This is a genomic window from Paenibacillus polymyxa (genome assembly GCF_018614975.1).
Classification (GTDB): domain Bacteria; phylum Bacillota; class Bacilli; order Paenibacillales; family Paenibacillaceae; genus Paenibacillus; species Paenibacillus polymyxa_E.
This window is the reverse complement of record NZ_JAGGNR010000005.1, coordinates 161,162-186,166: the sequence shown is the minus strand read 5'-3', so window position 1 is coordinate 186,166 and position 25,005 is coordinate 161,162. Positions and strand designations below refer to the sequence as shown.

The 25,005-nt window shown below is 49.3% G+C and carries 22 protein-coding genes and 2 pseudogenes; 5 read left to right on the top strand and 19 right to left on the bottom strand.

Annotated features, from left to right (window positions below; genetic code table 11):
• Positions 1-13 precede the first annotated feature (13 nt).
• From J7E78_RS02400 to J7E78_RS02330, 15 genes are all read right to left on the bottom strand, one after another.
• Positions 14-1,231 carry a M16 family metallopeptidase gene (locus J7E78_RS02400; protein ID WP_215074761.1) on the bottom strand — a complete coding sequence of 406 codons (1,218 nt, stop codon included), beginning with the start codon at positions 1,229-1,231 and terminating at the stop codon, positions 14-16.
• A gap of 15 nt (positions 1,232-1,246) precedes the next feature.
• Positions 1,247-2,605: an insulinase family protein gene (locus J7E78_RS02395; RefSeq protein WP_215074760.1), complete on the bottom strand. Its 1,359-nt coding sequence runs from the start codon at positions 2,603-2,605 to the stop codon at positions 1,247-1,249.
• Between the two features lie 25 nt (positions 2,606-2,630).
• A complete protein-coding gene (locus tag J7E78_RS02390; RefSeq protein WP_215074759.1) occupies positions 2,631-3,608 on the bottom strand; it encodes an LpxL/LpxP family acyltransferase in 978 nt (325 codons plus the stop codon).
• The gene (locus tag J7E78_RS02385) at positions 3,605-4,738 is read right to left on the bottom strand and encodes an arginase family protein (protein WP_215074758.1); all 1,134 of its coding nucleotides are present in this window, start codon (positions 4,736-4,738) and stop codon (positions 3,605-3,607) included. The genes J7E78_RS02390 and J7E78_RS02385 overlap by 4 nt, the downstream gene beginning before the upstream one ends.
• Before the next feature lie 33 nt (positions 4,739-4,771).
• Positions 4,772-6,157 (bottom strand): MATE family efflux transporter, encoded by a 1,386-nt coding sequence (locus J7E78_RS02380; protein ID WP_215074757.1) that lies wholly within the window; start codon positions 6,155-6,157, stop codon positions 4,772-4,774.
• 13 nt (positions 6,158-6,170) lie between these two features.
• A complete protein-coding gene (locus J7E78_RS02375) occupies positions 6,171-7,124 on the bottom strand; it encodes a hypothetical protein (protein ID WP_215074756.1) in 954 nt (317 codons plus the stop codon).
• Entirely contained in the window at positions 7,117-8,274 is a 1,158-nt protein-coding gene (locus J7E78_RS02370; protein ID WP_215074755.1) for an acyl-CoA dehydrogenase family protein, read from the bottom strand. The genes J7E78_RS02375 and J7E78_RS02370 overlap by 8 nt, the downstream gene beginning before the upstream one ends.
• Entirely contained in the window at positions 8,274-9,008 is a 735-nt protein-coding gene (locus J7E78_RS02365) for a hypothetical protein (RefSeq protein ID WP_215074754.1), read from the bottom strand. Before J7E78_RS02365 ends, J7E78_RS02370 begins: the two co-directional genes overlap by 1 nt.
• A gap of 25 nt (positions 9,009-9,033) precedes the next feature.
• Positions 9,034-9,981: a ketoacyl-ACP synthase III family protein gene (locus J7E78_RS02360; RefSeq protein WP_215074753.1), complete on the bottom strand. Its 948-nt coding sequence runs from the start codon at positions 9,979-9,981 to the stop codon at positions 9,034-9,036.
• Between the two features lie 19 nt (positions 9,982-10,000).
• Positions 10,001-10,756 carry a hypothetical protein gene (locus J7E78_RS02355; RefSeq protein ID WP_215074752.1) on the bottom strand — a complete coding sequence of 252 codons (756 nt, stop codon included), beginning with the start codon at positions 10,754-10,756 and terminating at the stop codon, positions 10,001-10,003.
• Positions 10,757-10,872: 116 nt separating this feature from the next.
• On the bottom strand, positions 10,873-11,133 hold the full coding sequence (locus tag J7E78_RS02350) for an acyl carrier protein (protein ID WP_215074751.1): 261 nt from the start codon (positions 11,131-11,133) through the stop codon (positions 10,873-10,875).
• Positions 11,134-11,148: 15 nt separating this feature from the next.
• Positions 11,149-12,438, bottom strand: coding sequence for a diaminopimelate decarboxylase (lysA, locus tag J7E78_RS02345; RefSeq protein WP_215074750.1), 1,290 nt, complete (start codon positions 12,436-12,438; stop codon positions 11,149-11,151).
• Positions 12,439-13,833, bottom strand: coding sequence for a preATP grasp domain-containing protein (locus J7E78_RS02340; protein WP_215074749.1), 1,395 nt, complete (start codon positions 13,831-13,833; stop codon positions 12,439-12,441).
• On the bottom strand, positions 13,769-14,776 hold the full coding sequence (locus J7E78_RS02335; RefSeq protein ID WP_215074748.1) for a 3-oxoacyl-[acyl-carrier-protein] synthase III C-terminal domain-containing protein: 1,008 nt from the start codon (positions 14,774-14,776) through the stop codon (positions 13,769-13,771). The genes J7E78_RS02340 and J7E78_RS02335 overlap by 65 nt, the downstream gene beginning before the upstream one ends.
• Before the next feature lie 116 nt (positions 14,777-14,892).
• Complete coding sequence (locus J7E78_RS02330; protein ID WP_215074747.1) at positions 14,893-15,129, bottom strand: hypothetical protein; 237 nt, start codon at positions 15,127-15,129, stop codon at positions 14,893-14,895.
• Between the two features lie 189 nt (positions 15,130-15,318).
• Between J7E78_RS02330 and J7E78_RS02325 the strand changes: the two genes are divergently transcribed.
• Positions 15,319-16,569, top strand: a complete 1,251-nt coding sequence (locus J7E78_RS02325; RefSeq protein ID WP_215074746.1) for a helix-turn-helix domain-containing protein — start codon at positions 15,319-15,321, stop codon at positions 16,567-16,569.
• A gap of 25 nt (positions 16,570-16,594) precedes the next feature.
• On the opposite strand, the gene J7E78_RS02320 is transcribed toward J7E78_RS02325, so the two are convergent.
• Positions 16,595-16,903, bottom strand: a complete 309-nt coding sequence (locus J7E78_RS02320; protein WP_215074745.1) for a hypothetical protein — start codon at positions 16,901-16,903, stop codon at positions 16,595-16,597.
• A gap of 23 nt (positions 16,904-16,926) precedes the next feature.
• Complete coding sequence (fosB, locus tag J7E78_RS02315) at positions 16,927-17,346, bottom strand: metallothiol transferase FosB (protein WP_215074744.1); 420 nt, start codon at positions 17,344-17,346, stop codon at positions 16,927-16,929.
• 155 nt (positions 17,347-17,501) lie between these two features.
• Between fosB and J7E78_RS02310 the strand changes: the two genes are divergently transcribed.
• From J7E78_RS02310 to J7E78_RS02295, 4 genes and pseudogenes are all read left to right on the top strand, one after another.
• Positions 17,502-18,401, top strand: a complete 900-nt coding sequence (locus tag J7E78_RS02310; RefSeq protein WP_215074743.1) for a glucose 1-dehydrogenase — start codon at positions 17,502-17,504, stop codon at positions 18,399-18,401.
• Positions 18,402-18,525: 124 nt separating this feature from the next.
• Positions 18,526-18,888: pseudogene (locus J7E78_RS02305) on the top strand (gamma-glutamyltransferase); the annotation flags it as partial.
• A 480-nt stretch (positions 18,889-19,368) separates the two neighbouring features.
• Positions 19,369-20,376, top strand: a complete 1,008-nt coding sequence (locus J7E78_RS02300; protein WP_215074742.1) for a BMP family lipoprotein — start codon at positions 19,369-19,371, stop codon at positions 20,374-20,376.
• Positions 20,377-20,402: 26 nt separating this feature from the next.
• Positions 20,403-22,055: a methyl-accepting chemotaxis protein gene (locus tag J7E78_RS02295; protein ID WP_215074741.1), complete on the top strand. Its 1,653-nt coding sequence runs from the start codon at positions 20,403-20,405 to the stop codon at positions 22,053-22,055.
• A gap of 254 nt (positions 22,056-22,309) precedes the next feature.
• Here J7E78_RS02295 and J7E78_RS02290 read toward each other — a convergent pair.
• Both J7E78_RS02290 and J7E78_RS02280 read right to left on the bottom strand, forming a co-directional pair.
• Positions 22,310-23,988: pseudogene (locus J7E78_RS02290) on the bottom strand (NAD(P)H-hydrate dehydratase).
• Positions 23,989-24,185: 197 nt separating this feature from the next.
• Positions 24,186-24,818: an NAD(P)-dependent oxidoreductase gene (locus J7E78_RS02280; protein ID WP_215074738.1), complete on the bottom strand. Its 633-nt coding sequence runs from the start codon at positions 24,816-24,818 to the stop codon at positions 24,186-24,188.
• Positions 24,819-25,005 lie beyond the last annotated feature (187 nt).

Sequence of the window (25,005 nt, the reverse complement as noted above, 5' to 3'; positions counted from 1 at the left end):
CTACTCTTCTTGCTCAACGAACAACGGACATCCTCAGATGACCCGGTTTCGCTATACGTTTTAGGTGAAGTCCAATCTCTTCCTCCGTCAGTTTCATAGCACATTCGCTCATTTGCATGTAATCCAGCCCGATAACGCCATATTCAGAGATGTGCATGCAACGTTTTTTCAATGAATCCATATCTGCATAGTGATTACTGATCCACTTCATCCGAGCATAATGTATATCTTCGGAAGAGAGCATACGGTCCTGAATACGACTGCATTCTTCCTTAACTCGTTGATGTAATTCAACGGGATTAACGGAATACCCACAGACATTGGAGAAAGCAAATTCCTGCCTGTAATAGTGATCCCAATGACTCCCTTTCCCGAGCAAACCTGACTTCACACTCTCTGTGAAGAAGGTTGAAGTCTCTCCCAGAAGGGCTTCGATACCAATCATGGTTGCAACCTGAGTCTCCATTCGCGTAATCGGTCTCTCTTCCTGAAAGCCAAACCGGACAAGAGGTATTGAAGATCCACCATTCATTTCCTTATAAGTCTCGTCCTGCTCCTGCAACGGCTGAATGATTGGAGTATGGGACATGATCTTGGGTTGATCCATCGAAAAGTTCTCTAACCATTCGAATATCTCCGTCGGTTCAACAGGACCCACTACTGCCACAGACAATCGAGAAGCCGCATAATGACTTGCATAGGCATTGCTTAGCCATTCTACGGTAATGTCGGCTATACTCTCCGGTGTGCCCGCAACATCCAGTGTGATTGGATGGTCGTTACCATACATCATTTGCAACAATTGCTGAAGAGCCAGCCAGGAGGGTTGATCCTTGTACATTTCCAGTTCCTGATGAATCGCCGCCCGCTCACGCTCAATGTTTTTTTTCGTGAAATAGGGGGTTGCAATCATGTTCATAAAAAGTTGAAGGCTGTTCCTTAGATTACCTGTACAAGCAAGTTGGTACGTCGTTACATCATAACGCGTCAGCGCCGACGTTGAGGCCCCTTCGGCATGAAGAAGTGATTTGACGGACTGACCATCGGGATTGTAAAACATCATGTGTTCGAGAAAATGTGCCGTACCCGCAAGCGTAATATCGTGAATGGACCCATAGGGTACAGAACAGGATACAAATGCATGACTATATTTGGGTTGTGGCAGTATGCTCACGTTCAGGCCGTTGGATAAACGCTTGCAGACACATGAATTTAATGTGGTACTATTCATAATTCCCCTCCTGTACTATGCGGAATATTCACTCTCAGGGTACAGAATCCATGTGACTTCTTTCCTCAACTCGGTAGCAACGAAAGCCACCCTTTCAGGAGTTACTTCTGCTATTTCTTTAAGGAATTGTACAGTCGTCATCTGACTTTCGCTCAACACCCGATCCATATGATTGGTAATGACCTGATGTGGCAGATCGAATCCGACCTGAACATAATGCATCACATTCTGTACAGCGGTATATAACTCCCTCTCGGATACATCTCCGTCACAGATTCTTTTCCATTCCATATCGATTCCTTCGAGAACATCCGTCACGTTAGCACTGCTGGTGCCCGTTGTAATGTGAAGCGTTTCCCGAAAATCATCCAGTGTGCTGGTAACTTGATATACCAACTGGGATCGTTCACGTAATTCAACCTGCAACCGGGATGCGGGTGTCGCTCCAAATAAGGTATGGAATACAAACAAAGCCGGATATAAAGCAGAGCCATATCGAATACCTGTACGATAAGTAACATTGATCTTGCACTGGTGAATGTCCAACAGTTCCATCATCATGGCTTCAGCCTCCCGCTGCTTGGCAGGATTACCTTGTCGTCCCTCTACTTCTTCCTCTCCTGGATATTGTGTGTTGATTGGGTGTAGTTCTAATTCTCTCTCCGAACAACAGCGTTTGAACACGTCCCTGTTCCCATATCCAAATTGTTCCCAGATCAGATCCATAATTCGTCCAGGATGAATATCGCCAAGAACATGAACATGGATCGGAATGTGAATCAATGCCTGATAGTGCCGACACAACTCATGAGACATGACACAATTCCGTAGTTCATCCAGAGCCAATTGGCGGTTCTGCCCTTCATATCCCATCCATTCCAGACAACGGCTCTGCACCACCTTGTCCCAATCCGTTCCCGCATGCGCGATATGATGTTCAGTCCAAGCCATTTCATCCTTTACTTGCATCTCTTCGAACATGCCATGATCATCAACCGCTGGGTCATACAACAAACCTGCGAGTAATTGCAAAGCGCTATGTATGGTTTCCATCTGTGTTCCAGTTATTAACTTATCTTCTGTTATACGAGGTATGCGCATCGTGATCGAGGCAATCTGAGTATCGCCTTTGTAATCAAAACGACAGGTCAGTTCTGCACCATACAGGGACCATAACTGTTGCTGGAGCAGCCTGTTCGATGGAAAGCGACGACAACTGTTTATTAACAAACGGACGATCATGATAAATATTGCTGAGGGTATGTTTTGCTGTGCATTAATCAGATTAATCTGCACGTAATCATTGGCATATTGGTTTGTTGGCAGCACATGCACCGACATATTGTTACGCCTCTCAGTAATAAAAGACTGCATCTTACGCCCCTCCTCTCATTTCCATCTACGAACTGATATTATAGATTACCCCACTGTCCGTGTTCAGACCGAGCTGTCCAAAACCATCAAGTGGCTTGGAAATCCAGTCCACACGGCCGACTGCTTCATCAGTAATTGACGTTTCATCATCTTGCCAGTGAATGACCTGCTGGTGATGCCTGTCCCAGAAACGCCACAATGCTGGCTGGCTTAACAGTTGCTCGCGAAATGGCTCGTATATCCTATCAGCAGAATCCTGAATATCCTGATCCAATACAACCGGTGGCAGAAAAACGATCTTGGAACGAAAGTCCTCTGTAAGGGTCATAAAGTATACACATACTGGCTTTTGTGTTTTGGCCAAAATACGAAAAATACCACTTCGCGTGCGAATTTTCGAACTTAGAAAAGGTAGTTCAACAGCATGGTTATCCGTATTGAATCCGGTCTGTCCATCTACAAAAAGACTGAATGATCCACCTTTCCGCAAATGGGAATACAGCCTGATGCCAATCATCTCATCCTCCGCATTGAGCAGTTCCGCACCTGCATACTTGCGGATGGCCTCCCAGCCGGACAGCTTTTTCTCTTGTTCGACTGTTTCCTGCTCGGCGATCAGATAAAACGGGAGCTTGACAGGCATGTGGCCTGCACGTATTTCCTGACCGATTGTAATCATATTGTGCCTCACGAACCCGTAATGCCAGGTTAATAATGCACCACCTTCACGCAACGTTGCCTGCAGATGTTCCCGCCCCTCTACCTCATCCCACTCCATAAACGAGTAGGGGCTTTTCTTGTGCTCATTAATCGTACGAAGAAATGCGAGATAGTCCATCCAGATAGACTCGGGAGACTGCTTCGGCTTAAGCGGAGCCATCTCCTTGATAATGTTCATCAGTGCATAAAAGGACCCCAAATGAATGCCATCCTGCCGCTCCCTATGAAGTTCATCTCTGACCTGTTCACGGTACATATGATACAAAGATCTAAAGTTCATCATCTATGTGTCCCCTCCAAGGCTTGAGAAACTCTAAGAGCACCTTTTCGGTGTCGAAGGTAATTTCGGTGCATGCCATCCATCATATACGTAAGCATTCTGAGGGCCATCTCATATTGCCCCGGAATGCGTTCATCCGATTCTGCTTCCTGCCCTTCCACCATATCAAAGCCCACGTAGGACAAGGAGGATTCCAGCGCTGCGACCACACAGTTTCGGGTGTTAAACCATGAGGGGCCTCCACTGATAGGAAAATCAACATAAGGAAAACTCCCAGGATCAAGACAATCTAAGTCAAACGATAAATAGGCCGCTTCCGCCTGAAACTTGTGCTGTATATCAAGCAGGGTTGTCCGCACTCGTTCCGGGGTCATCTGTTCTGCAGGAATCTGAACCAATTTGGGATGTTTGTACATCTGATCTACAGAACGAAGGCCGCGCAGACCAATCTGCACGACTGCGGCGATACCGTCCTCCGTCAGTAGATGCCTCACAAAATTGGCATGATGCATCTCATTCTGATGAATAGCATCCACCCCGCAATCATGGTGGGCATCAAACTGGACGAGTATGATTCTTGCGCTTGTTCGACTCAATATGGATTTCAGGATGGAATACGTAATGGAATGATCTCCACCAATGCAGCACAGTAGTGCCTCTTCCCTTTCGGTATGTACCAGAGCTGAGTTAAGACCCTTCGAGTAGGAAAAATCCGACTCATCTGTTTGGCAAGTACCCAAATCCTGCATCATTACTGATTCAAGTAATCTCTGGCCACTGCCAATGTCATATAGTCCTGATATGCGGGATTGCGTCAGAGCTGGATACATTACCTTTTTCCATGATTCGGCCCGAAGAGATTGCTCAAATCCGGCAACATTTGATCCCTCCATACCTGAACCTCCCGAATAGGGAATACCCAGCATATAGAGATGCGGTGAATCGTGACTAACCAGGGGTTCCAGTGAAAAAAAAGGGACAACTGGAGGAGCGACGCCATCCAACCGTGGAATGGGACGAGGCTCCAGTTCTTCAGCGGGTTCAATCTGATAGAACTGGCTGAACGTCTCATCGGCTGCAATCAACGTATCACCGATGCGGCGTACCAGGTATGCAGGTTCCGGAGCTTTCATAAAGAGACCTCCTCTATTTGATATTGGTTATATCTATGTCGAATAACTCTGAGCAGCTAGACCCTCCTGCTCATCCACGTCAGTTGGTTTATGCCCGGATGAATCTGTATAGTCCTTTTTGAACAGCCTGATCACGGGTAAGATGCATAATAAACTCGCTGCATTAACAAAAGCAATGACGCCATAGAAGTATCCCACATGATCAAAGATTCGTGTCAGCCCCCACCCTGCAACAATAATAAGCAGAAAATATGCAGCATTCATAAGCAGGGCCTGATAGCCGCGTCCGCTCTGTTCCATGGTAAGCAGCGTCGTCATCATAGGACCCATGGTCAGATAGGAAAGGGAAACCACTGCCAGATATCGGGCCGCTTCTGCACGGGATACGGGGTCCGCAATCAGGAAAGCTGTCAACGGTTCCCGCCATGCCCAGATGGATACGGCAATTACGGCATAAAGAATGAATGACTGTACCAGGCCTCTGCGATAGCTCTCGTATGCACGCGGTCGATGAGCCTCTTTGAGATTATGATTAATCATGATCCCGATAGCCGATCCAATAACGATTCCAGGCAGTATAGCCATCGTCTGTATTCGGTATCCAACTCCGAATCCAGCAACTACCCCTTCCCCAAATCGACTGACGATTTTGTTGAAAAAGAAAGTACTCAAAAAGATAAGACAGTACGAAATAAATACGGGAATACCTACCTGCTGAAGTGCAATGAGATGTTTCCACACAAATGTTATCCGTTCATACACGAACTCCTTCCTCAATATCAGAATCAGGAGGCTTATGAGCAAAGAGAGTGTTGAAGAAATAAGATTGGCGTATACAATTCCCTTCAATTCCATTCCAGCCACCGAAACGAACCAGTACACCAGCATAATGTTGAGCGATGCCGTACCTACGGAATTCCACGCTGCCGCTTGAGCCCGGCCCAACCCACGTAGTGCAGCACCACCCACCGCTGCGAGCACAGCGGGCACACCTGCTGCCATCATGCCCGCCACATAAACGGTAAACAAGGGCCTTACATCCATAGGGACGGCATAAAACCAGGAGAGAAGTGGCGACACCAGCATAACCACACCGCCAGCAACAATTGAAAAAATAGCTGCGCTGCCCAGCATATGCCCAAGTAGCGAAGTAAAAGCCCGCGAACCCTCCGCTCTGCTCCGTGAGACAGCAACCTGAACCGACAATTGCATGGCTTCCACAAGTGCAATCATGATAAAGGAAATGGGAATATACAGTGATAGCACATATAACACGGTCTGACTGGTATGACCCATAAAAAAAACATTGACCAGCTGCGTTGTTACGTTAACCAAAGAAGCAAGCAGCATCGGTATTGCAGTGCGGATTAACAGCCGGTTCACCGATCCCGAAGTGTAATCCAGACCTTTCAAATTCAATCCCCTCCTCCATTCATGATGTCTTCACTTCCTGATGTAGTGTGAGACGACTCAGGACAGGCATATGTACTACATGTACACAGCAGGCTGATAACAGCCGTTCGCCATCCCAGGATATCAATAGAACACGATCATCTACCTTTATGTTTCCGTTCTGTAATTGTTCAGCAAGCTGTATCCACACGTCGCCACTCTGGTAATCGATGGTTTCAGGCACGTGGTAGACTGACTTGATCAAGGACATGCCTGGCTTAAAATAAGGGATTATGTGTCTACGTAAACGGGATTGAAGAAGAATAGTCTCCGTCTGACCAGCATCCATGAACTCATCTATAATGGATATAATCTCTGAAGCCATAACACTCCCTTCGATATCGTCAACCGTTCTCTTTCCTATATAATTCACGGCAAGCGCACCGGACTGACTGTTTAACTCCAGGGCAACAGCCATATCAGACAGAACTCCGGGAGATTCGTGCTCTTCAATCACACGTTGTTCCGTCAGAACAAACATCCCCCGTTCCTCTCTCCCTAGTGTCCATGCTGCAGCCTGCATTCCTTCCGTAGCAGCGAGTGGTCCCATATGGGAAAGTGCCAGTGGATAGTCCACCTTCCAGGAGGTAGACTCCAGAATTCGGGCCAAAGGTGGATTCATGGCGTAACGTTCAGGATAGGTCTGAGCCAGAATCAGCAGATCCCAGCGCTCACTTGTACCAGAAGCCAAAGGTTCCATGACAACTAGCGCAAGATCACCAGCAGTTACCCGTTGATCATCAGATCGCAAAGAGCGGGTTCGTACAGTAGATCTGTCATAATAGTTCTCTTCCATATATATGTGCGGAGATAAGTAATAGTAATCTTCCACATCGAGCATGTCCGTGGTATACAAGTGATCTTCGGCCGTAACCCAACAGATATGATTAACATAGACAGATATCTCACGAGGGTTATTCAGCGTATCAGGCATGCTTCATTTTTCCATTGGCATAGGCTTGGAAAACGTTGATCTTCTGAATGGAGGTAGTTCCTTCCATGAATTCGAAAGCACGCGCATCCCGATACCATTTATTCAATAAAGGATGGTCAATCATGGAACCAGGTCCCATCAGGTCAAGCGCCAGTTCCGTGGCCTCCTCAGCCAGTGCTCCAGCACGAATTTTGCTCAGGGAAGCCAGATACCCTTTTTGCACATCCGCATCAATCTCCGCCGCTGCGCTGCGAATCATACTACGGAGTGAATGCAGACGCATCTCCAGTCGCTCTAACTCCACCTTCTCCCTCTCCGAGAAAACGGACCTATGCTCCTTCACATAATCATATGCTGCCCGTGCGACTCCAAGCGCAAGTGCAGCGACACCAGGCCGCATACGATGAAAGGTCTGAAGCGCGCCCCATAATCCGCGCTTGGTTGGACTGAGATGACGCCCAATGATATCTTCCTCAGCCAGCGGAAAACCATCCAACGTGAGATGACTCAATTGCACACCTCTAACCCCCATCGTATCCAGAGGTATGGCACTAAATCCCTGCACAGACGTGTCTACCAGCGCGATCTGTATGCCGAGAGGCGTACGATTGGTCTGGGCAAATACCAGTCCGATGCTGGCACGACTACCATTACCGATATAGAACTTCTGTCCGTCAAGGTTCAGTTCACCTTCCTTGTTCCGCGAAATTCGTGTGCCAATACCAGTAGCATCCGAGCCTTTTTCCGGTTCAGTAAGAGCGAAGAATGACCACGCGGGTCCCTTGAGAAAATGAGAATAGTACCGCTCCTTCTGTTGTGAGTCAGCCAGTGCTGATATGATTACACTGGACATCGATGGACCCGGGCTCCCGAGAAATACACCGGCATCTCCTGCTGACAGCTCCTCAATCGCGATAACTCTTTCCAGACAGGAAAGACCATAATATCGTTCCTGACCTACAGTGACGATCGGTTCACCGCCATATTCCGGCGGGATCATCATGCGATTGATGGTTCGCATAGATGCCAGATGTGTAAAATCAGCTATACGCTCAGGTTCACGGTCAATAACCAGGCCAATATCACGTAAATCCGTGGCATATTGTTTCATTTCCTGCTCAAAAACAGCAATGGTAGATCGTGTAATCATCAGAAGGCCTCCTTCGGAATGAGCAGCATATTTTTGACCATTTGACCTACATACACGTAAGCCGAGATCGCATGTCGCAAATAGCCAAATCCTCCTCCAAGACGCTGCAATTGACGGAAGGCCTCATCCAGTTCTTGATGAACCCATGTGCTTGTACGAGCCTCCGAAATGCCTGATTGCTCTAATACGAATTCATCCGACTGAATAGTTTCAGCCATATATAGTACAGTCAAAATATCAGCAATCATGCCCTTGACCAGTTGATGCTGAAGTGTGGATTGCCCCCCTGAGTTGCGACTGGATAGATGATTACGCACTTGCTCCAATCCTGCGCTACACAGTTCAGTACGGAAATAAAGCAACCGATTTCGGAGATCAGCTATATTACCTGTTACATCATCTTGTCTTTCAAAAAATGCCACATCTTCATTCCGAAGTTCCGATATTCGGTAGAGTAAAAGACCTGAAGGCTCCATCATCCGATCTTCCACCCGATCCGCACGTACCTGTTTCCATTCGTAGATACGGCCTGTCTCTGCATGACATATCCATGGCCCACTTTTCACGAGTTCAGGTGTCGCCAGTATTATCCCCCCTTGGCATAGCAACACGGGACGGGTATCCAAACGCAACATTGCTGCTTCCAGCAGATCTGTTACAGTTGGTACCGGACGACCTGCGGCCTCTGCACCAACCGGCACAGTGCCTACCTCATCAGCATTCAAGACTGACATATGCACTCCTCCTCTTGACTCATGATCAACAATCTCCATGCTCAATTAACGCAAAACCAAAAAAACTGCCCAGCCCAATGCTGACCAGTACGGACCTCTCCCCCTTATGCACCCATTCATTCTCTAGCCCGGAGCTTAGATTGATGAACGCATCCGTGGAGAAGGTATGTCCAATCCGCGGGATATTATCCAGGTAAATTTGTTTTTGATCCACGCCTGTACGCTTTGAAAACTCCTTCCATGTAGTCCAATTGACGTTGTGGGGAAAGATATGATCTACATCATGAAGTGTCAGGCCCTCTGCTGACAGCAGCTCTTCCATGCCTCGAATGATATGATCCACATACAGCTTGTTAAATGACGTCATCTCCTCCACTTCCGCATAATATCCAGTATGGAACCTCGTATCCCGAAGAACATGAGCAGCCTGTAAGACGTGCTGACCATGGTTTCTGGATAGAAGCATGGCAACAGCCGAGTCACCCAGAATCGTAGACTTTCGAATATATCTCCAGTCGGGTGGCATGAAATTAAACTGATCGGCACATACCAATAAAACATTACGAATATCAGGCTGTGTACGGGAGATTCGTTCAAGCCATTGAAGAGCGGCTATCGAGGACGCACAGTTCATCTGTGAAATACTATAGAAGGGGATATGCTCAAGCCCATATTCACTCAGAGCCCGCTGCAAGGGCCTATAATCCCCTGGTGCTTGTACATGTGCAGAATGGGCATAGAGCACAAGGTCAATGGCAGGCAAGGGTTGTCTGTCAACAAGCTGTCCGATCGCGCGAACGATAGAATTATCCAGATGCTGACCCGGAGGGGTAACGGGAACACCGTTCAGACGATGATATCTGCGCAGCAATTGAAGCTCACCTTTACCCAGTCCCAAGGATTCGAGGATAACCTCAGGCTCTTCGATCTGATCAGGCAAATATACACCGATATCCACTATACCCAGCCCCATCACGTTTCCCTCCTCCTGATTACAGCTCTTCGTATCCGCCTGTATGAATGAGAAGTGCATAGATAAACTTGTCATCTGGCTCCAGGTGCATCAGACATATGTATTCACCTGTGCACCGATCTTCAAGAAGTTGCTTCAGACCAAAGAATGGTGCAGCGCTCCAGTGGGCAGGATCGTAACTCCCTTGCCAGCCTGTAGCATGAAACCATTCAGTACCGGACACTTCCTGCTCCAACAGCGGATGGACAAGAAGCCTGATCTGAGCCAGATTGACGGACACCTGAACACAAAGCCTGTCCAGCAGCAGTTCTGCTGTCTCGGCTATCGAACTCTCGGCATATTGTATCTCCACACCGACAAGGGATGAACCGCCTTCTGCCAACCGATCCAGGAACAGAACAGCTCCCGTGTCAGGTTCTACAATCTCGCCCACATCTTCCGTCTCGTAGGGAAGAGACGTCTGATCAAGCACAAGCAGCATTCCCCGATCGTAGTTGCCACTGTTCAGATAATGCTGGAGCATATGGAGTGCCGCGAACGGTGCCCCGAATCCCATATCGTTCACGGCAAAGCTCAGGAACTGTGCCTGATAACGGTCCATCAGATAGTTGACGATGGAGATATCTGGACGAATATTGGGAAAATGGTAGGCCAGCAGGAGAACATCCACGTCTCCCATGATCTGATCCAGCCCCGACTCTTCGAGCAGTAGTACACTCATATCATGATAGGCATTGTTATAACGACCCTCCAGCAGATGAAACCGGGGTACCACGGGGGACCCCGCCAACAAATCACTGTGAAATCTTAACAACTCCGGATGTTCAAACGGAGGCTGCTTGTCCGTAAACAGCCTGACCTTCATGTCCCGGATGGTAACAGGCGCCGCCATCAGGCAGCAACGAGTTGCTTTTCGATATATACAGCTAGCGAACCCACTGTGTTAAATACATCTGGCTCCAGTTCATCCGGGTCGATCTCCAGCCCGTCAATACGGTCTTCCAACGTCATCAATAGTTCCAGAACAGACGTTGAATCCAGATGAAGCTCATCAAATAAGGATGTGTCCCATGTAACAGCCTGGTTCTCTTCCATATTCAACACTTCAGCAAGGGCACCTTTGATTTCTTCAAGCAATACTGCGGTTGTCATGATCATCATCTCTCCTCATCTGTTGGTTACTGCGGAATGTGAAACAGGGATCAAACGCTGTTTGCCCAGTAGATCTTCGGGAGTATCCCTTTCCCGAATCAGATGGGCTTCTCCACCACTAATCATCACTTCAGCCGGACTTCCATGACTGAGAAAATGGGTCGGTGAAGCAGTAGGGCCGTAGGCACCGGAATGAAATACACCAATTAAATCCCCTTGTGCAACGGGAGGCAGGTTTACTTTTTTGCCAATAACATCATTCGGGGTACACAAAGGGCCAGTAATATTAAACTCTGCAACCGGGGATTCTCCGTAACGTGACAAAGATGCAATCGGGAAATTACGCTTTACATACGAGCCGATTCCGACCGCAGCCATATGACAATTGGTACCACCATCAGTCACGACAAACGTCTCTCCATACGACTCCTTGACATATAAGGCTCGGCTAACCAGCATCCCACTGGTTCCCACCAGATACCTTCCCAGTTCCATGAACAGTCTGATGTCAGGATGCTTTTCCTTGAATTGTTCGAACAAAGGGTTCAATTGTGCAGACAGGACGCTCACAGACAGTGGCTGTTCTCCCTCGTAATACGGAACTCCGAGACCACCGCCCACATCTACCATCTGCAGCCGAATACCCAGTTGCTCCTCCAGCCGTTCGGCAAGCTCCAGAATGTGACGTGTGTTCTCCACAATAGGTTCCACGTCAAGCATACGGGTCCCCATGTATACATGCAGACCGATAATATCCACATGTGAGCATCGTTCCAATTGCTGTCGCCCCTGCATCACAGTATCCTCATCCATGCCAAACTGGCGTGGTTTGCCACCCATCGTGAGCCGTGATCCCTTCACAGCAAAAGAAGGATTGATTCTCAGTGCCACGGGGACAATCCGTCCCTCTTCAGCTGCAATGGCTTCAATGCGGTTAAGCTCCTGAAACGATTCACAGACGATTGCGTAGATGCCATGACGAATGCATGCGGTTATCTCCGCGTCGGTCTTGCCTGGTCCGAGGAAGATTATACGATCCGGCTTCGTACCCGCCTGTAGTGCGGTATGTAATTCGGCCATGGAACAGACCTCTGCCTGAGCTCCAAGCCCCTGAAGCAGGTGAACAATTGAAATATTGGGATTCGCCTTTAATGAGTAGAACAGTTCCACCTTTGGAGTCAGCAGACTGCGAAGTTCTTCATATACTCGCTCTAATACCTCAGCGTCATAGACGTATAATGGTGTGCCGAATCGTGCAGCGATGGCCGAAATCGCAAGCCCTTGAATCTGATAATCTCCAGACATCTACTTCACCTCGTTTATGAATGATAGCTTGGCTTCAACCGCAGCATCCGTCGCCCGTAGCTGCTCAGCCGAATGAGCAATAATGACACCATAGAGACGACCAGAGAACACACGATCTTCACCTTTGAAGGCCGCATTGACCGTTGCAAAATTGTTGATAAGTATCCCCTCGCCCTTCAGTGGATCAAATAACAGCGGACCAAGTGTTGACCTTAACTTTCCATAATCCAGGCGGTGATTCAAACGAAGTGTATATTTTTTGGCCAAAGCTAACATCCCCTCAGGAATCCACTGGTTCTGGATCTCAGTCTGATACGTCGACATGTTAAACCGTGCATTGATCTCCAGATTAGGCCACACACTTCCGTCCTCATCCAGAATGGCATCGATACCGGCTACACCGTAGTATCCGTCCCGATGGAGCGCAGCACCTATTTGCAACGCAGCATCCCGGATTACCGCGATCTGCGAATCACCAAGATGTGGTGGCATGAGATGCCCCTGATGAACACCCTGTTCGACCAGGGATTCCTTCACACCAAGAAATTCAACCTCACCACTTCGATAAACTAAAATCTGGTAATTCAGATCACATGTCTTGTTCATCCACTGCTCCAGCACATAATTAACGACTCTTGTCCCATTCTTGCTTGCCTGTTTCTCCAGTAATTTCATGCATTTGTGGAAACGGGCTTCATCTGCAATAACGGTGATTCCCTTGCCCGAGACGCCCATCGAATCCTTCATGACAATACGCCCGCCCTGTTCCAGCACGGATTTCATACGTTCAAATCCGGACGTAAGTTCCTCCAGAGAGTAACACTCACAGCCAGGAATCTGACGGATACCCAGTTCGGCATTAAGCCTTCGGGAATAGCCCTTATCATTGACTTTGCGGAAAATGTCAGCCGGAGGTACGGCAAGAGGAATACCCGTGCGTTGGGCTAGTTCTTCTTCATGATCCGAGGCTCCGAAGGGAACCAGATAAGCCTGTATATCCTGTCTGTCTGCAAGTTCACGCAGCCTGTCCAGCGTACGCTGACAATGCAGGATGTTAGCTGTAATGTTCAAGCCCGGTTCATTATATTCAGTAGCAATTAAACGTGATTGACCAAAACCGATGGCCTGTGCATCTGCTATAAACCCGGAATCCGGCAGCTCCTTGAGCAATACGACATCCTGTTCACCTGCCAGAAAAATCCCCAGCTCCTCCATCCGGTTTACAACGTCAGCACCCGAACCAACACTCAGGGAAGGCAACTTCAGTACCCCCTGCTCATTCCAGTATTCTTCGACTTCAAAATTGTTTATATAAATAAAAACAGCTTCATCATGACCTGTAAGCGCCTGCTTCAGCTTTCTCGAAAATCCGGTCAACAGTGCGGTCAATCTCATCACCTCGTTCTTCTGCGAACTGCATCACCGCCACGCTGAATGTTGCTCCCAGCCCAACCGTGACAAGCAAATAGTAGTCGTCCTTCTGCAAAAGCCCCTGATCTGAAATCTCTTTCAGATTGATATAGGGATCGGAACAGAAGCAGTGCCCGATTTCTCCCACATTGGATGTGTACACACGGTCCAATGGATAGGACAATCGTGCAGCAACCTTTTTCCAGGAAGACAGATTCACATTGTGCGGGACAATATAACGGATATCCTCCAACGTCAGGCCCGCCCCATCGATTGCCTCGTGAATGACATCACAGAGCTGGGGTGTATAGATTTCCTGAAATTCCTTGAGCGTCTCGGGATCACCTGTCAGCACGTTGCAGAATTTTCCAAGGGTTACGTTCGTAAGCCCCATCATCCTGCTTCCCGGCCCGGATTTACCAACCAGTATGGCGGCCGCAGCTTCGCCCATAACGGTTGTATTGGGGATGAGCTGTACAATGGGACTGAATGTTTTTTCGCCTGTTACGATTAAAATATGATCATCCTCTTCCAAAGAGGGCAGCAATGTTGCAGCAACATCCAGCGCAATCAGACCCGAGGCACAGTTCTGCTGTGTCAGTGAAAACGCTATGGCATGATGCATATCGTAAGCCTGCTTCAGACCTTGCAATACCTTCATTGGAAAGGGGAAATTTTCCTGAATTGTGTGGCAATAAATGATATACTTGATGGAAGATGGAACAACCGTCGGACTGTTTACCACCTGGGCGAGCACACGTCCTAACAGCTTAGTCAGATCACCGTCTTTGTCTTGCGGAACCTGTTTCAGACCGTGAATTTTCTCTAACACTTTGGTCTGGGCTTGTTTGAGTCCCAGATGTTCGTTCAACTCCCGGACAGGAACGACGAACTTGGGAATGTATGACCATATTTGCTTGATATGCATCGGTTCAGGACACCTCGTTATACCCATCATACGGAGCACTCTCAATATAGGGAGAGAGCTTCATCCGAAGCTCTCATCTATTGGACTAACCATAATGCCATAGTAGATACAAGGGATTATGCACGAGCCGATACTGCACGAGCCGATACTGCACGAGCCGATACTGCACGAGCCGATACCGCACGAGCCGATACTGCGCGAGCCGATACTGCGCGAGCCGATACTGCGCGAGCCGATACTGCACGAGCACTAACTTCACGTGTTTCGCCCAGCACGTTCACTTCCGATTGTACTGCTTCCAACTCTTTGTTCTTCAATTGTTCCAATGTAATGGGAGTCGCTTTAATGACCATTGATTTATTCCTCCTTTCGTCTTGGATACTATCATTCTATAATCTCCCAATTTGGAATGAAACTGTAAAAGGAGGTAAATGGATTTCTCGCATGCCTTACCCCTTACTGATGCCAACTCCAAGCATTCAATATACAACTCACAATTTCACAACGTAATTACAAACTAAATCAAGGGACGGTGAATGATCATGATCGGACCCAAAATTCGGGAAATCCGGGAGCAACTTGGACTGTCTCAGAAACAACTGGCAGGTGAGGACATGACACGCTCTTACATCAGCCTCATCGAAAAAGGCAGAGCCGTTCCCTCTCAGCGTATGTTGAAAATCATTGCTAGAAGACTCAATACACCAATGGAGTACTTCTTGGGAGGAAGTGCGACAACAGACACCGATATTGGTGAAGCTGTCCTGGACAAAGCCAAAGCCTACTATGCTGAGCAGAATGATCCTGCCTGTATTCGTATGGCTCACAAAGTTCTGACTCTGACGGAAGATGCACTGGATCAAACGGAAGCCTATCTGCTCATCATGCGAAGCCACAATAGGCTTGGCGATTACCGCCAAGCTCTGGATGATGGGGAAACTGCCGCTTTTACAGTCACCCGAACAGGAGACCGGGAGCGCATTGTCGACTATTACCTGGAAATGGGAAGAGCTGCATTTCATGCAGAACTGTTTCACGCTGCCCGAAAATACTACGAACAGTCCTATACGTACAGCAGCAAACTCAAACATCTGCAAGATAAACATATCCGTTCGTTAACCTTTCTCGGAACAACCCATTTGCGGCTCGGTAACGTGGATAAGGGACTGGATTATTATCTCAAGGCCGAAAAAGAAGCCCAATTGACCGGGCAACCGGAGTTATATGGCGAGATTACGCTAGGTTTGGGCAAGGCCTATTATATGTCCGAACAGGACGGACACTTACTCTTAAGTTATGACTGGACCAAGAAATCGGTAGATTCATATAAACAGGCCAATAGTAAATCCTATGTACTTGCTCTTCACAATCTGGCTGTCATTCAACTTCATATGGGACAAAAAAAAGAAGCCCTTCCCTTGCTGGCAGAATGCGCCGATATCTACGACACACGCAATCTGCCTCACAAGAAGGCTTCTATATTAGAGGAAATCAGCAAAATTTATCTCGAAGAACGGCAACTTTTACTGGCCGAAACAGCCATCAAAGAAGCTCTTCAACTGCTGGATCAACGAGATGAAGGCATGCTCCGTGCAAAACTATATCGTCTTCTCGGCATTGTATTTCATGAGAAAGACAACACCAATGAAGGCTATTACTTCCTTCGAATGAGTTACGATCTGCTTAAACGCATTCATGCAGATCGTGAGGCTGACATTAGCCACAAACTTCTATTGCTTAGCGGACAAGAACAGAAGATGAGCTATGACGAATATAAAGCCTATATCAAATAAAACGGCCCCCATCTTCTCCTAACAACTATTCAGGAATAGGATCATTCAGATCAAGCGGGTGCACCGTTATTTGCTTATATGACGAGTGGCCCAAGGATATACGGGACTGAAGAGCTTCCCCTGAATTTTGAAGATGTCCATTGTACAATGAAAACAACATGACAATGGCCATAGACAACCCGCTCGCAACAATCCGAGGCTTGAATCTTTTATTATCCACGTCCATCTCTCCTTGTGCATATGGTTTGGCAGCCGAACATACCGTGTACACTTCAGCGAACCTAAGATGTATTGTACGGATAATTGCAATGACTTTAAATACGTTAATTACCATTTACCTCCACTTGCACATGAAACTCACGTATAAAAGGTCATATGAGCTTTGTCTTCGCGATAATAATTCAGCCTTTGCTTCATCGTACCTGTATGCAGTTCGAACAGATGACCATCCGGATCGGTAAAATAAACAGATAATGCATCCCGCGGATCTCTTGGCCTTCCGGGAAGAATGTCAGCCCCGGCTGCTCGCAGCTGCTGCACAGACTCGTCGAACTCCTCTTCTGTAACGGTAAATGCAATATGGGTATAGGTTCGTTCCGTATAGTTGCGAATAACATCCTCCTGATTCAGGGCAATCCACAGACCGGCCAGCTCAAAATAAGCCAGTTTGCGTCCTTTCACCTGAATTCGGGCACCGAGAGCCTGCTCATAAAAGGTAATGGCCCGCTCCAGATTGGATACGGAAAAGCACAAATGATTAATTCCTTGAATATTCATGTGGCTCCTGACACCTCCATCGATTTAAGGACCTATCCTTATTATGGTATATTCTGTGCAAAAAACAACCGCTCTGCTGCTTCCTCCCGCACCTTCTTCTGGGCGAATGCATAGGTTATCCGTATCAATGAACGTTCGAGGAGGATGTAAAGCGAATGAATCCTGTTTATCCTTTTTATGGTGAGAGAACGGTATGCAAGGAGCAGAAGTTGGCATTTCCACCCCAGCATCAGGACCAGCAACCCGGTCTGGAAACCCTGATGGTGCCTGAACCGATCAGTGAAGATCCTGCCTATATCGGCAGCTGCAAACTCCAAGGTAAAGTTGCCATTATTACGGGTGGTGACAGTGGAATCGGCCGGGCGGCCGCCATCGCTTTTGCCAAGGAAGGTGCGGATATCGTCATTGCTTATCTATATGAACGGACAGATGCCGAAAGGACTCGTGAACGGATCGAAGAACTGGGACAGCGCTGTCTCTTAATTGAGATTGATCTCCGCTTAAAGAAAAACTGTGAAGCTGTCATTCGCACAACCATGGAAACCTATGGGAAGATTGATATTCTGGTCAACAATCATGGCGTACAGTATGTGCAGCCAAGCATCGTTGATATTACAGAAGAACAGCTGTATCACACCTTTCAGACAAATGTGTTCGCCTATTTCTTTCTGATTCAGGCCGCTCTCCCCCATCTGTGCAGAGGTGCCTCCATCATCAATACAGCTTCCATTACGGCATATAAAGGCAATACCCAACTGATCGATTACTCTTCTACCAAAGGAGCCGTCATATCGCTGACTCGTGTACTCGCCCAATCGCTCGCTGCACAGGGAATCCGTGTGAATTCCGTCGCCCCGGGACCCATCTGGACACCGCTCATCCCTGCCAGTTTCTCCGCGGAGGATGTACAGGTATTTGGAACAGATACGCCCATGGGTCGGGCTGGTCAGCCTTACGAATTGGCGGCAGCCTACGTTTATCTCGCTTCCCGCGATTCATCCTACGTCACAGGTGAATGCATTCATGTCAATGGCGGCGATATGGTAACGACTTAGGTTGATGTCAGGTTGGATTTGGCAGGTGTGACAGGATATCGGTTGTCCGGTTGCGAAGAGGGGTAGGAGTATGATCCGGTTATGCCGGAAGCTGACATCTAGCGACAAGGAGCTGAACAACCTGATAAACTTCGATCCACTCTACCAACCGTACCCCTCTTACCGCGTGCCTGTGTATGCCAAGCAAGGCATGGTCGCCACGTCACAGCCACTGGCTGCACAAGCCGGGCTGGATGTTTTGAAAAGAGGCGGCAATGCCATCGATGCCGCCATTGCAACTGCGGCAGCACTCACGGTGCTGGAGCCAACGTCCAATGGCATTGGAGGCAATGCTTTTGCCCTCGTGTGGACCGAGGGCAAACTGCATGGCCTGAATGCCAGCGGCCCTGCGCCTCAGGGCATATCCATTGAGGCGCTTCAAGCGGCAGGCCATACGGAGATGCCGAAGCTTGGAGTTGTTCCGGTGACGGTGCCTGGCTCACCGGCGGGCTGAGCTGAGCACAGCACATTGCACAGGCACTCGCCCGCTAAGGGCATGATATTCAAGTGGCGCTTGATCCATCCCAGTTTGGAGGCGGTCAGATCATCTGGTGCAACCCGGACAATGGCGTATTATGCGGGGTACGGAAACGCGAGCCGACGGCTCGATCGCGGCTTGGTAAACTCGCGTAATTTCTATACAGCCATAATCCTCCTATGATCCGTATAGGATCTTATTCAAAGACACAACAGAGATGATTCATGTCATCGCTGTTGTGTTTTTTCGACTTTTAACGTCAGTAAACAACATACTGTTGTTATTCACGCATCCTTTTAACCAGATAAATGTAAAACTAATGTGTAATTCATGAAAAATACTTATTTTTTCGTAAATTCTCACTACATACCATAAATCACAGTGCCTTTCTGACCGATATAGATAAAGGGAAATCAGTAAAAAGCGACTATAGAAATGAGGGTACCACACATGAAAACAAACAAGAACAGACGCGCGGGTCTCACACTAATGATGATGCTGACGGTACTGATCCTGGGGGCATGTTCAGCCAATAATACAACAACGGGAACAGACACAAGAACAAAGGTCGGAATCGTGCTTACGGAAGTGGGTCTGGGTGATCGCTCTTTTAATGATGCTGCTTTTGATGGACTGGTTCAGGCCAGAAATGAGAAAAGCATTGTCTTTGACTATCGTGAACCGGGCGAAAATGGATCTACTGAAGCTGCATTTGAGGAATTTGCGGAAGCCAAATTCGATCTGATTATCGGCCTGAGCGATACGGTCCAAGCGGATATGGAGAAAGTTGCAACCAAGTATCCTGACCAGCAGTTCCTCATGATTGACAGTCAGTCCGAACTGCCTAACATTGCCTCCATTTCATTCCGGGCGGAAGAAGGAAGTTATCTGGCAGGTGTTATTGCCGCTATGGCTTCAACGGAAGATCATGTGGGCTTTCTTGGTGGAATGGAGATAGCTGTCCTTCGTAATTTCGAACAGGGCTTTAAACAAGGTGTTCTGGCTGTCAAGCCGGACGCAACCGTTGATGCTGTCTACGCAGGGGACTTCGGTAATGCCAAGCTCGGTGAACAACTGGCTGCACAGATGATTCAGGAAAAGGGCGCTGACGTGATCTACGTAGCTGCCGGTCTCACAGGCGTAGGCGCACTGACGGAGATTCAGAAATTAGGGAAATACGCCATCGGTGTAGATACCGATCAATTCTTTTTGGCAGAGAAAGCCATTCTTACGTCCATGCTAAAAAATGTGGATGTCTCTATCTATAATGCCGTTAACACGTTTATTCAAAACAATCATACCTTCCCTCAAAAGGAAATCGTGGAGGGGCTGGCGGAGAACGCCGTGGGTCTGACTGCTCTACATAATATCACGCTCAGTGATGAACAACAGCAAACCTTCGAAGATCTGAAGGCAAAGATCTCTTCCGGTCAAATCAAAATTACGCTTGATCAATAACCCATCGGATACGAGGAGGTACGCACATGAAACTACAGGGAAAACTGATACTTAATGCTCTAATTTCACTACTACTATGTCTTGCGCTGGTAGCTTATATCATCATGCAATTGCTCGGTATGAATGCCAAAAATCAAAATCTGGTACCTGCCATGCTCAAGGTGAGTGAACTGAATGCCAATCAGATTCAGACCCAGCAGGCACTGGACGTCTATTCGTTCTCCATGACAGCAGGAAACCAGGACGCCGTGCTTCGCTTGCTGGATGAAGGTCAAACGATGATTCAGGAGCTTACGGACGGATTACTGGAAACGGATCAGCAGTTGCAACTTATACAGTCCATCGATACTAAATTACAAGCTCTCAACGAGGGAGCCACCGAAGCGATGAGCGCGATGAAAAGTGCGGAAGCGAAACGTTACAGCACTCGGGTTCGGGGCATACAGAATGATATCTATTCGTTAGATGAGATAACTCGGGATCGTTATGATCAATACACCGTCGATTTGGAACAGGATATCCAGCAAACGTGGCAAGTCGCTCTCGGTGGAGCCATCGTATTGCTCGTCGCCGTGATGCTGTTTAATATGTATACTTCACGCCAAATTGCCCGGCGTATTCGTACACTCAAAGACGCCGCGGGACAAATTGCGGACGGTGACCTGACCGGACAATTACCGGAAGCTCGGGGCAAAGATGAACTCGATGACCTGAGTCGCTCCTTCGGGATCATGACTCATAATATCCGCGGTATTATTCAATCGATTGGTGCGGCGGGTCATCGTGTTGATCTAATGGCGCAAGATATTGACCGCGGCAATGATACGGCCCAAGCGATTGTGCAGCAAGTATCCCGCACCACGGAGGAACTCTCGATTGGCAGTCAAAAGATTGCCGAGGATCTGAGTGAAACAGTAATGGTTGTGGACAAGATGCAGTCTACCTTCAATAGCAATCTGGAGGCCACTTCCCAATCGGTAATCGATGGTCGTGAAGTATTAACTACCGTTGAGGAAGGCAATAAGGCTGTAGCAGAGCAACTCCGTCTGGCCGAAGTGAATCGCATGGCGATGTCCGAGGTGGAACAAACGGTGCGAGAACTGGAAGAAAGTGCGGTTCGAATCACGACGATGACGGCATATGTATCGGAGATTGCCAAACAAACAACCATGCTCTCGTTAAATGCCTCCATAGAGGCTGCTCGCGCTGGAGAAGCCGGACGTGGCTTCGCTGTTGTTGCGGGCGAGGTGAATAAACTCGCCGAACAATCTGCAAAATCGGTCAAACATATCTATGCGGCTGTGGGCGAGATCACAACCTCCATGGACAAGGTGAAGAACTCTGTAGCGCAAAGCATGCAGTTATTCGGCGAACAGGAACAAGCCACCAGCCAGACTCGTGAATCCTTCTCCGCCATTCGAGAAAGTGTGGAGCGCATTAGTACCGGCATCCATCAGCTTGCTGAGGACATGCAACACTCCAATGAACTCAGTACACAGGTGCAACAGGCCATCGAAAATATCAGTGCCATCACCGAGCAGTCGGCTGCCAGCAGTGAAGAGATTACCGCCTCCACGTCGGAACAACAACGTTCCTTCGCTGATGCAAGTATTAAGGTGAAGTCATTGCGTGATATCAGTACAGAGATGCATCAGGAACTGCTTCGTTTCCGGCTGTAGGCAGGATGCAGGGATAATTCAGACCCGAAGCAGGCAGGATGAACAACCAAGCAAATAAAGGGGAGCCTCCGTCATGAATCATGACAGGGCTCCCCTTTTCAATAGCTAATCCTCGTTATTTCATCTAATCATTGTTCCCAAAACACGCGCAAGTCGGTAACCAGACACGAAAGTTGATAACAAGGCATTAGCGTTTCAGATCCAAACGTTTAACGAACTGAGCAAACCTTATTGGACCACTAATTGTCCCGTCCTCACAGTGCATCGATGATGTCTCCGGCCAGCAGGGACGAGGGGTCACCACGCAGCAGGGCTGCTCGTTCGGCGGCCTGTCCATGGAGATATACGCCGAACGCGGCGGCTTGCTCCGCGCTGAGCCCTTGGGCAAGCAGACCGGCGATGATGCCGGTCAATACGTCTCCGGCACCGCCAGTTGCCATACCGGCGTGCCCGGTGGTGTTGATGTACGCCTCGCCGGTTAGCGTTGCGATGACCGTTCGTGCTCCCTTGAGCACAAGGGTCACGCCCTGCTCGCGGGCGTATTTTGCAGCGTGTCCAATGCGGTCACGCTGCACCTCTTGGGTCGACATGCCCAGCAGTCGACCCATCTCGCCAGGGTGCGGCGTCAGGATTGTCGCCGCACTTCGCTGGCCCCAGTCGCGAGGCCCATGTGGGCCAGCGTCTGCCAGCATGTTAAGGGCGTCCGCGTCGATGACGAGCGGACGATCCGATTGTTGCCACAGACGGCGCAGCCAGTCTGTGTCGCCCTGGAAGCGGCCGAGGCCCGGGCCGGTCGCGAGCACGTCGCGGCTCTCCGCGAGACGCAGCACGGCGTCGGCGGAAGCCGCGTTCCATTCGCCGCTGTCGCCATCGGAGGCGGCAGCAAGCATGAGCTCGGGCACGGTGCCGATGACATACGGCAGCAGTGCCGCGGGCAGCGCCCATGTGGCGAGCCCGCAGCCTGCGCGCAGCGCGGCTTTGGCCGAGAGCAGGCCAGCGCCGCTCATCGGCAGACTTCCTGCGGCCAGTAACACGTGGCCGTAGGTGCCCTTGTGGCCGTCCGGTGCCCGGAGGCGGCCTGTATCCACGCGCAGCGCACCGCGCAGCACCTCGTCCGTCAGCAGACGGACCGAGGGGCCATGCTCTGGCGCAAGCCGCGCGGGAATGCCGATGGCGCGCACCACAATGCGCCCCGCGGCAGAAGCGCCCGGGTACTGCACCAGCCCGCGCTTGAGCAGCGCGAGGCATACGGTCACCCGGGCTTGAATGCAGGGCTCGTACACCTCTCCCGTGTCGGCGTCCAGCCCGCTTGGCACATCGGCGGACACGATCGGCTTGCCGCTGTCGTTCGCCGCCTTAATCAGCGCCGCGTAAGCTCCGCGCGGCGCCCCCCGTGACCCGGTGCCCAGCAGCGCATCCACGATGCCTGTGCACCGGCTGAAGTCCACGGCTTCGCGCCCGTGGACAAGAGCGGGGATGCCAAGCTGCGCGGCGGCATCCCGTTGCACTGCGGCTTCGCCCCGCAGTGCACCTGGGCCATCGGCGTAGACCAATGTCACGCCAAGCCCTGCTTCAACCAAATGGCGCGCGGCCACCAGCCCATCGCCGCCATTATTGCCCTTGCCGATCAGCATGTACCACTGCTGATCTCCCGGGCGCTCCATCACCAGCGCCGGATCGGCGATGATGTCGCCACCATAACCTTGCCGATCACCGGGCCCGGTGTGTGCCCGCCTCGCTTCTGTCTTGCTGCAATAGCCAAGCTGCCCCGAATCCACAAGCAGCCTTCTGCCTGCACTTCCCGGCACAGCTTGATGACTTCCTCAGCTATGGCGCGGCCTGCATTCTCCATCAGACTCGCAGCAGGAATACCGAGCTGATGAATGGTATGTTCATCCACAGCTCTCATCTGTTCAGCGGTTACGATAAACAACGTTCATCCCTCCCCGTGACAAGCTCTTCTCATACCCAAAAGCAACAACTTCGCACCTAAACGCTGTATCCTATATGTCTATCTATATCTTCCCTTTACCTCATATAGTTACCACGATGCGCTCCATGCATCATTGGAAGCTCTATCGATCACGTTTACGAAATCTTAAAATTCAGCCTTCCAAAACCTGTCTACGCTTAATAACCTACCGTAAACCGCGCTTGGATAAATTGCGGATCGTCCAGTTCGTCCACCAATGCCGCTGCAAAATCACCAACCGAAATCGAGCTTTCTCCGATATCATCCGTAATCACACGGTTCATGCCAACCCGGAACTGGCCTGTACGACGTCCTGTTGTGATTGTCGCAGCAGGGCTCATGTAGGTCCAGTGAATACCCGATGCTTCAATCAGGTCATATGCATCTGCATGGGCTTTCGCCAGTGGTTTGACTTCTTCCGGGAATCCTGGCGTATCCATCAGCATCTCACCGGAATCGGTTAGCAAACTTCCCGCTCCACCAACTACAACCAGACGTCCTGCTTTTGCCCGGCGCACACCCTCGATTAACGAACGTGTCACTTCCAGCATCTCTTCTTCTCCACCGAACTTCGGTCCATATGCACTCACAACCGCTTCCTGACCCGCTGCAAAATCAGCAACCTGATCCGGGTTAAGCAGATCTCCCTGTTCTACACGCAAACGCTCATGAACCATCTCAACCTTCGAAGGGTCACGCACCACCGCTGTCACTTCATGCCCACGATCCATCAGCTCCCACAGTATCATCTTACCAATCGCTCCGGTTGCTCCAAAAATGGCTACTTTCATATGAATTCCCTCTTTTCTGTAGATATCATCTCATCAACTTACCGTTATTTTAATACTTAATCCTATTGTTATATACCTTAAACGGCTCACGCCATCTTAAACCGGATGTGACATCTTGTAAACGTTAATGTTCATTCGCTTAACCTCTCCAACTATGCACCAGACCACGAACAACACTTCCCCAATC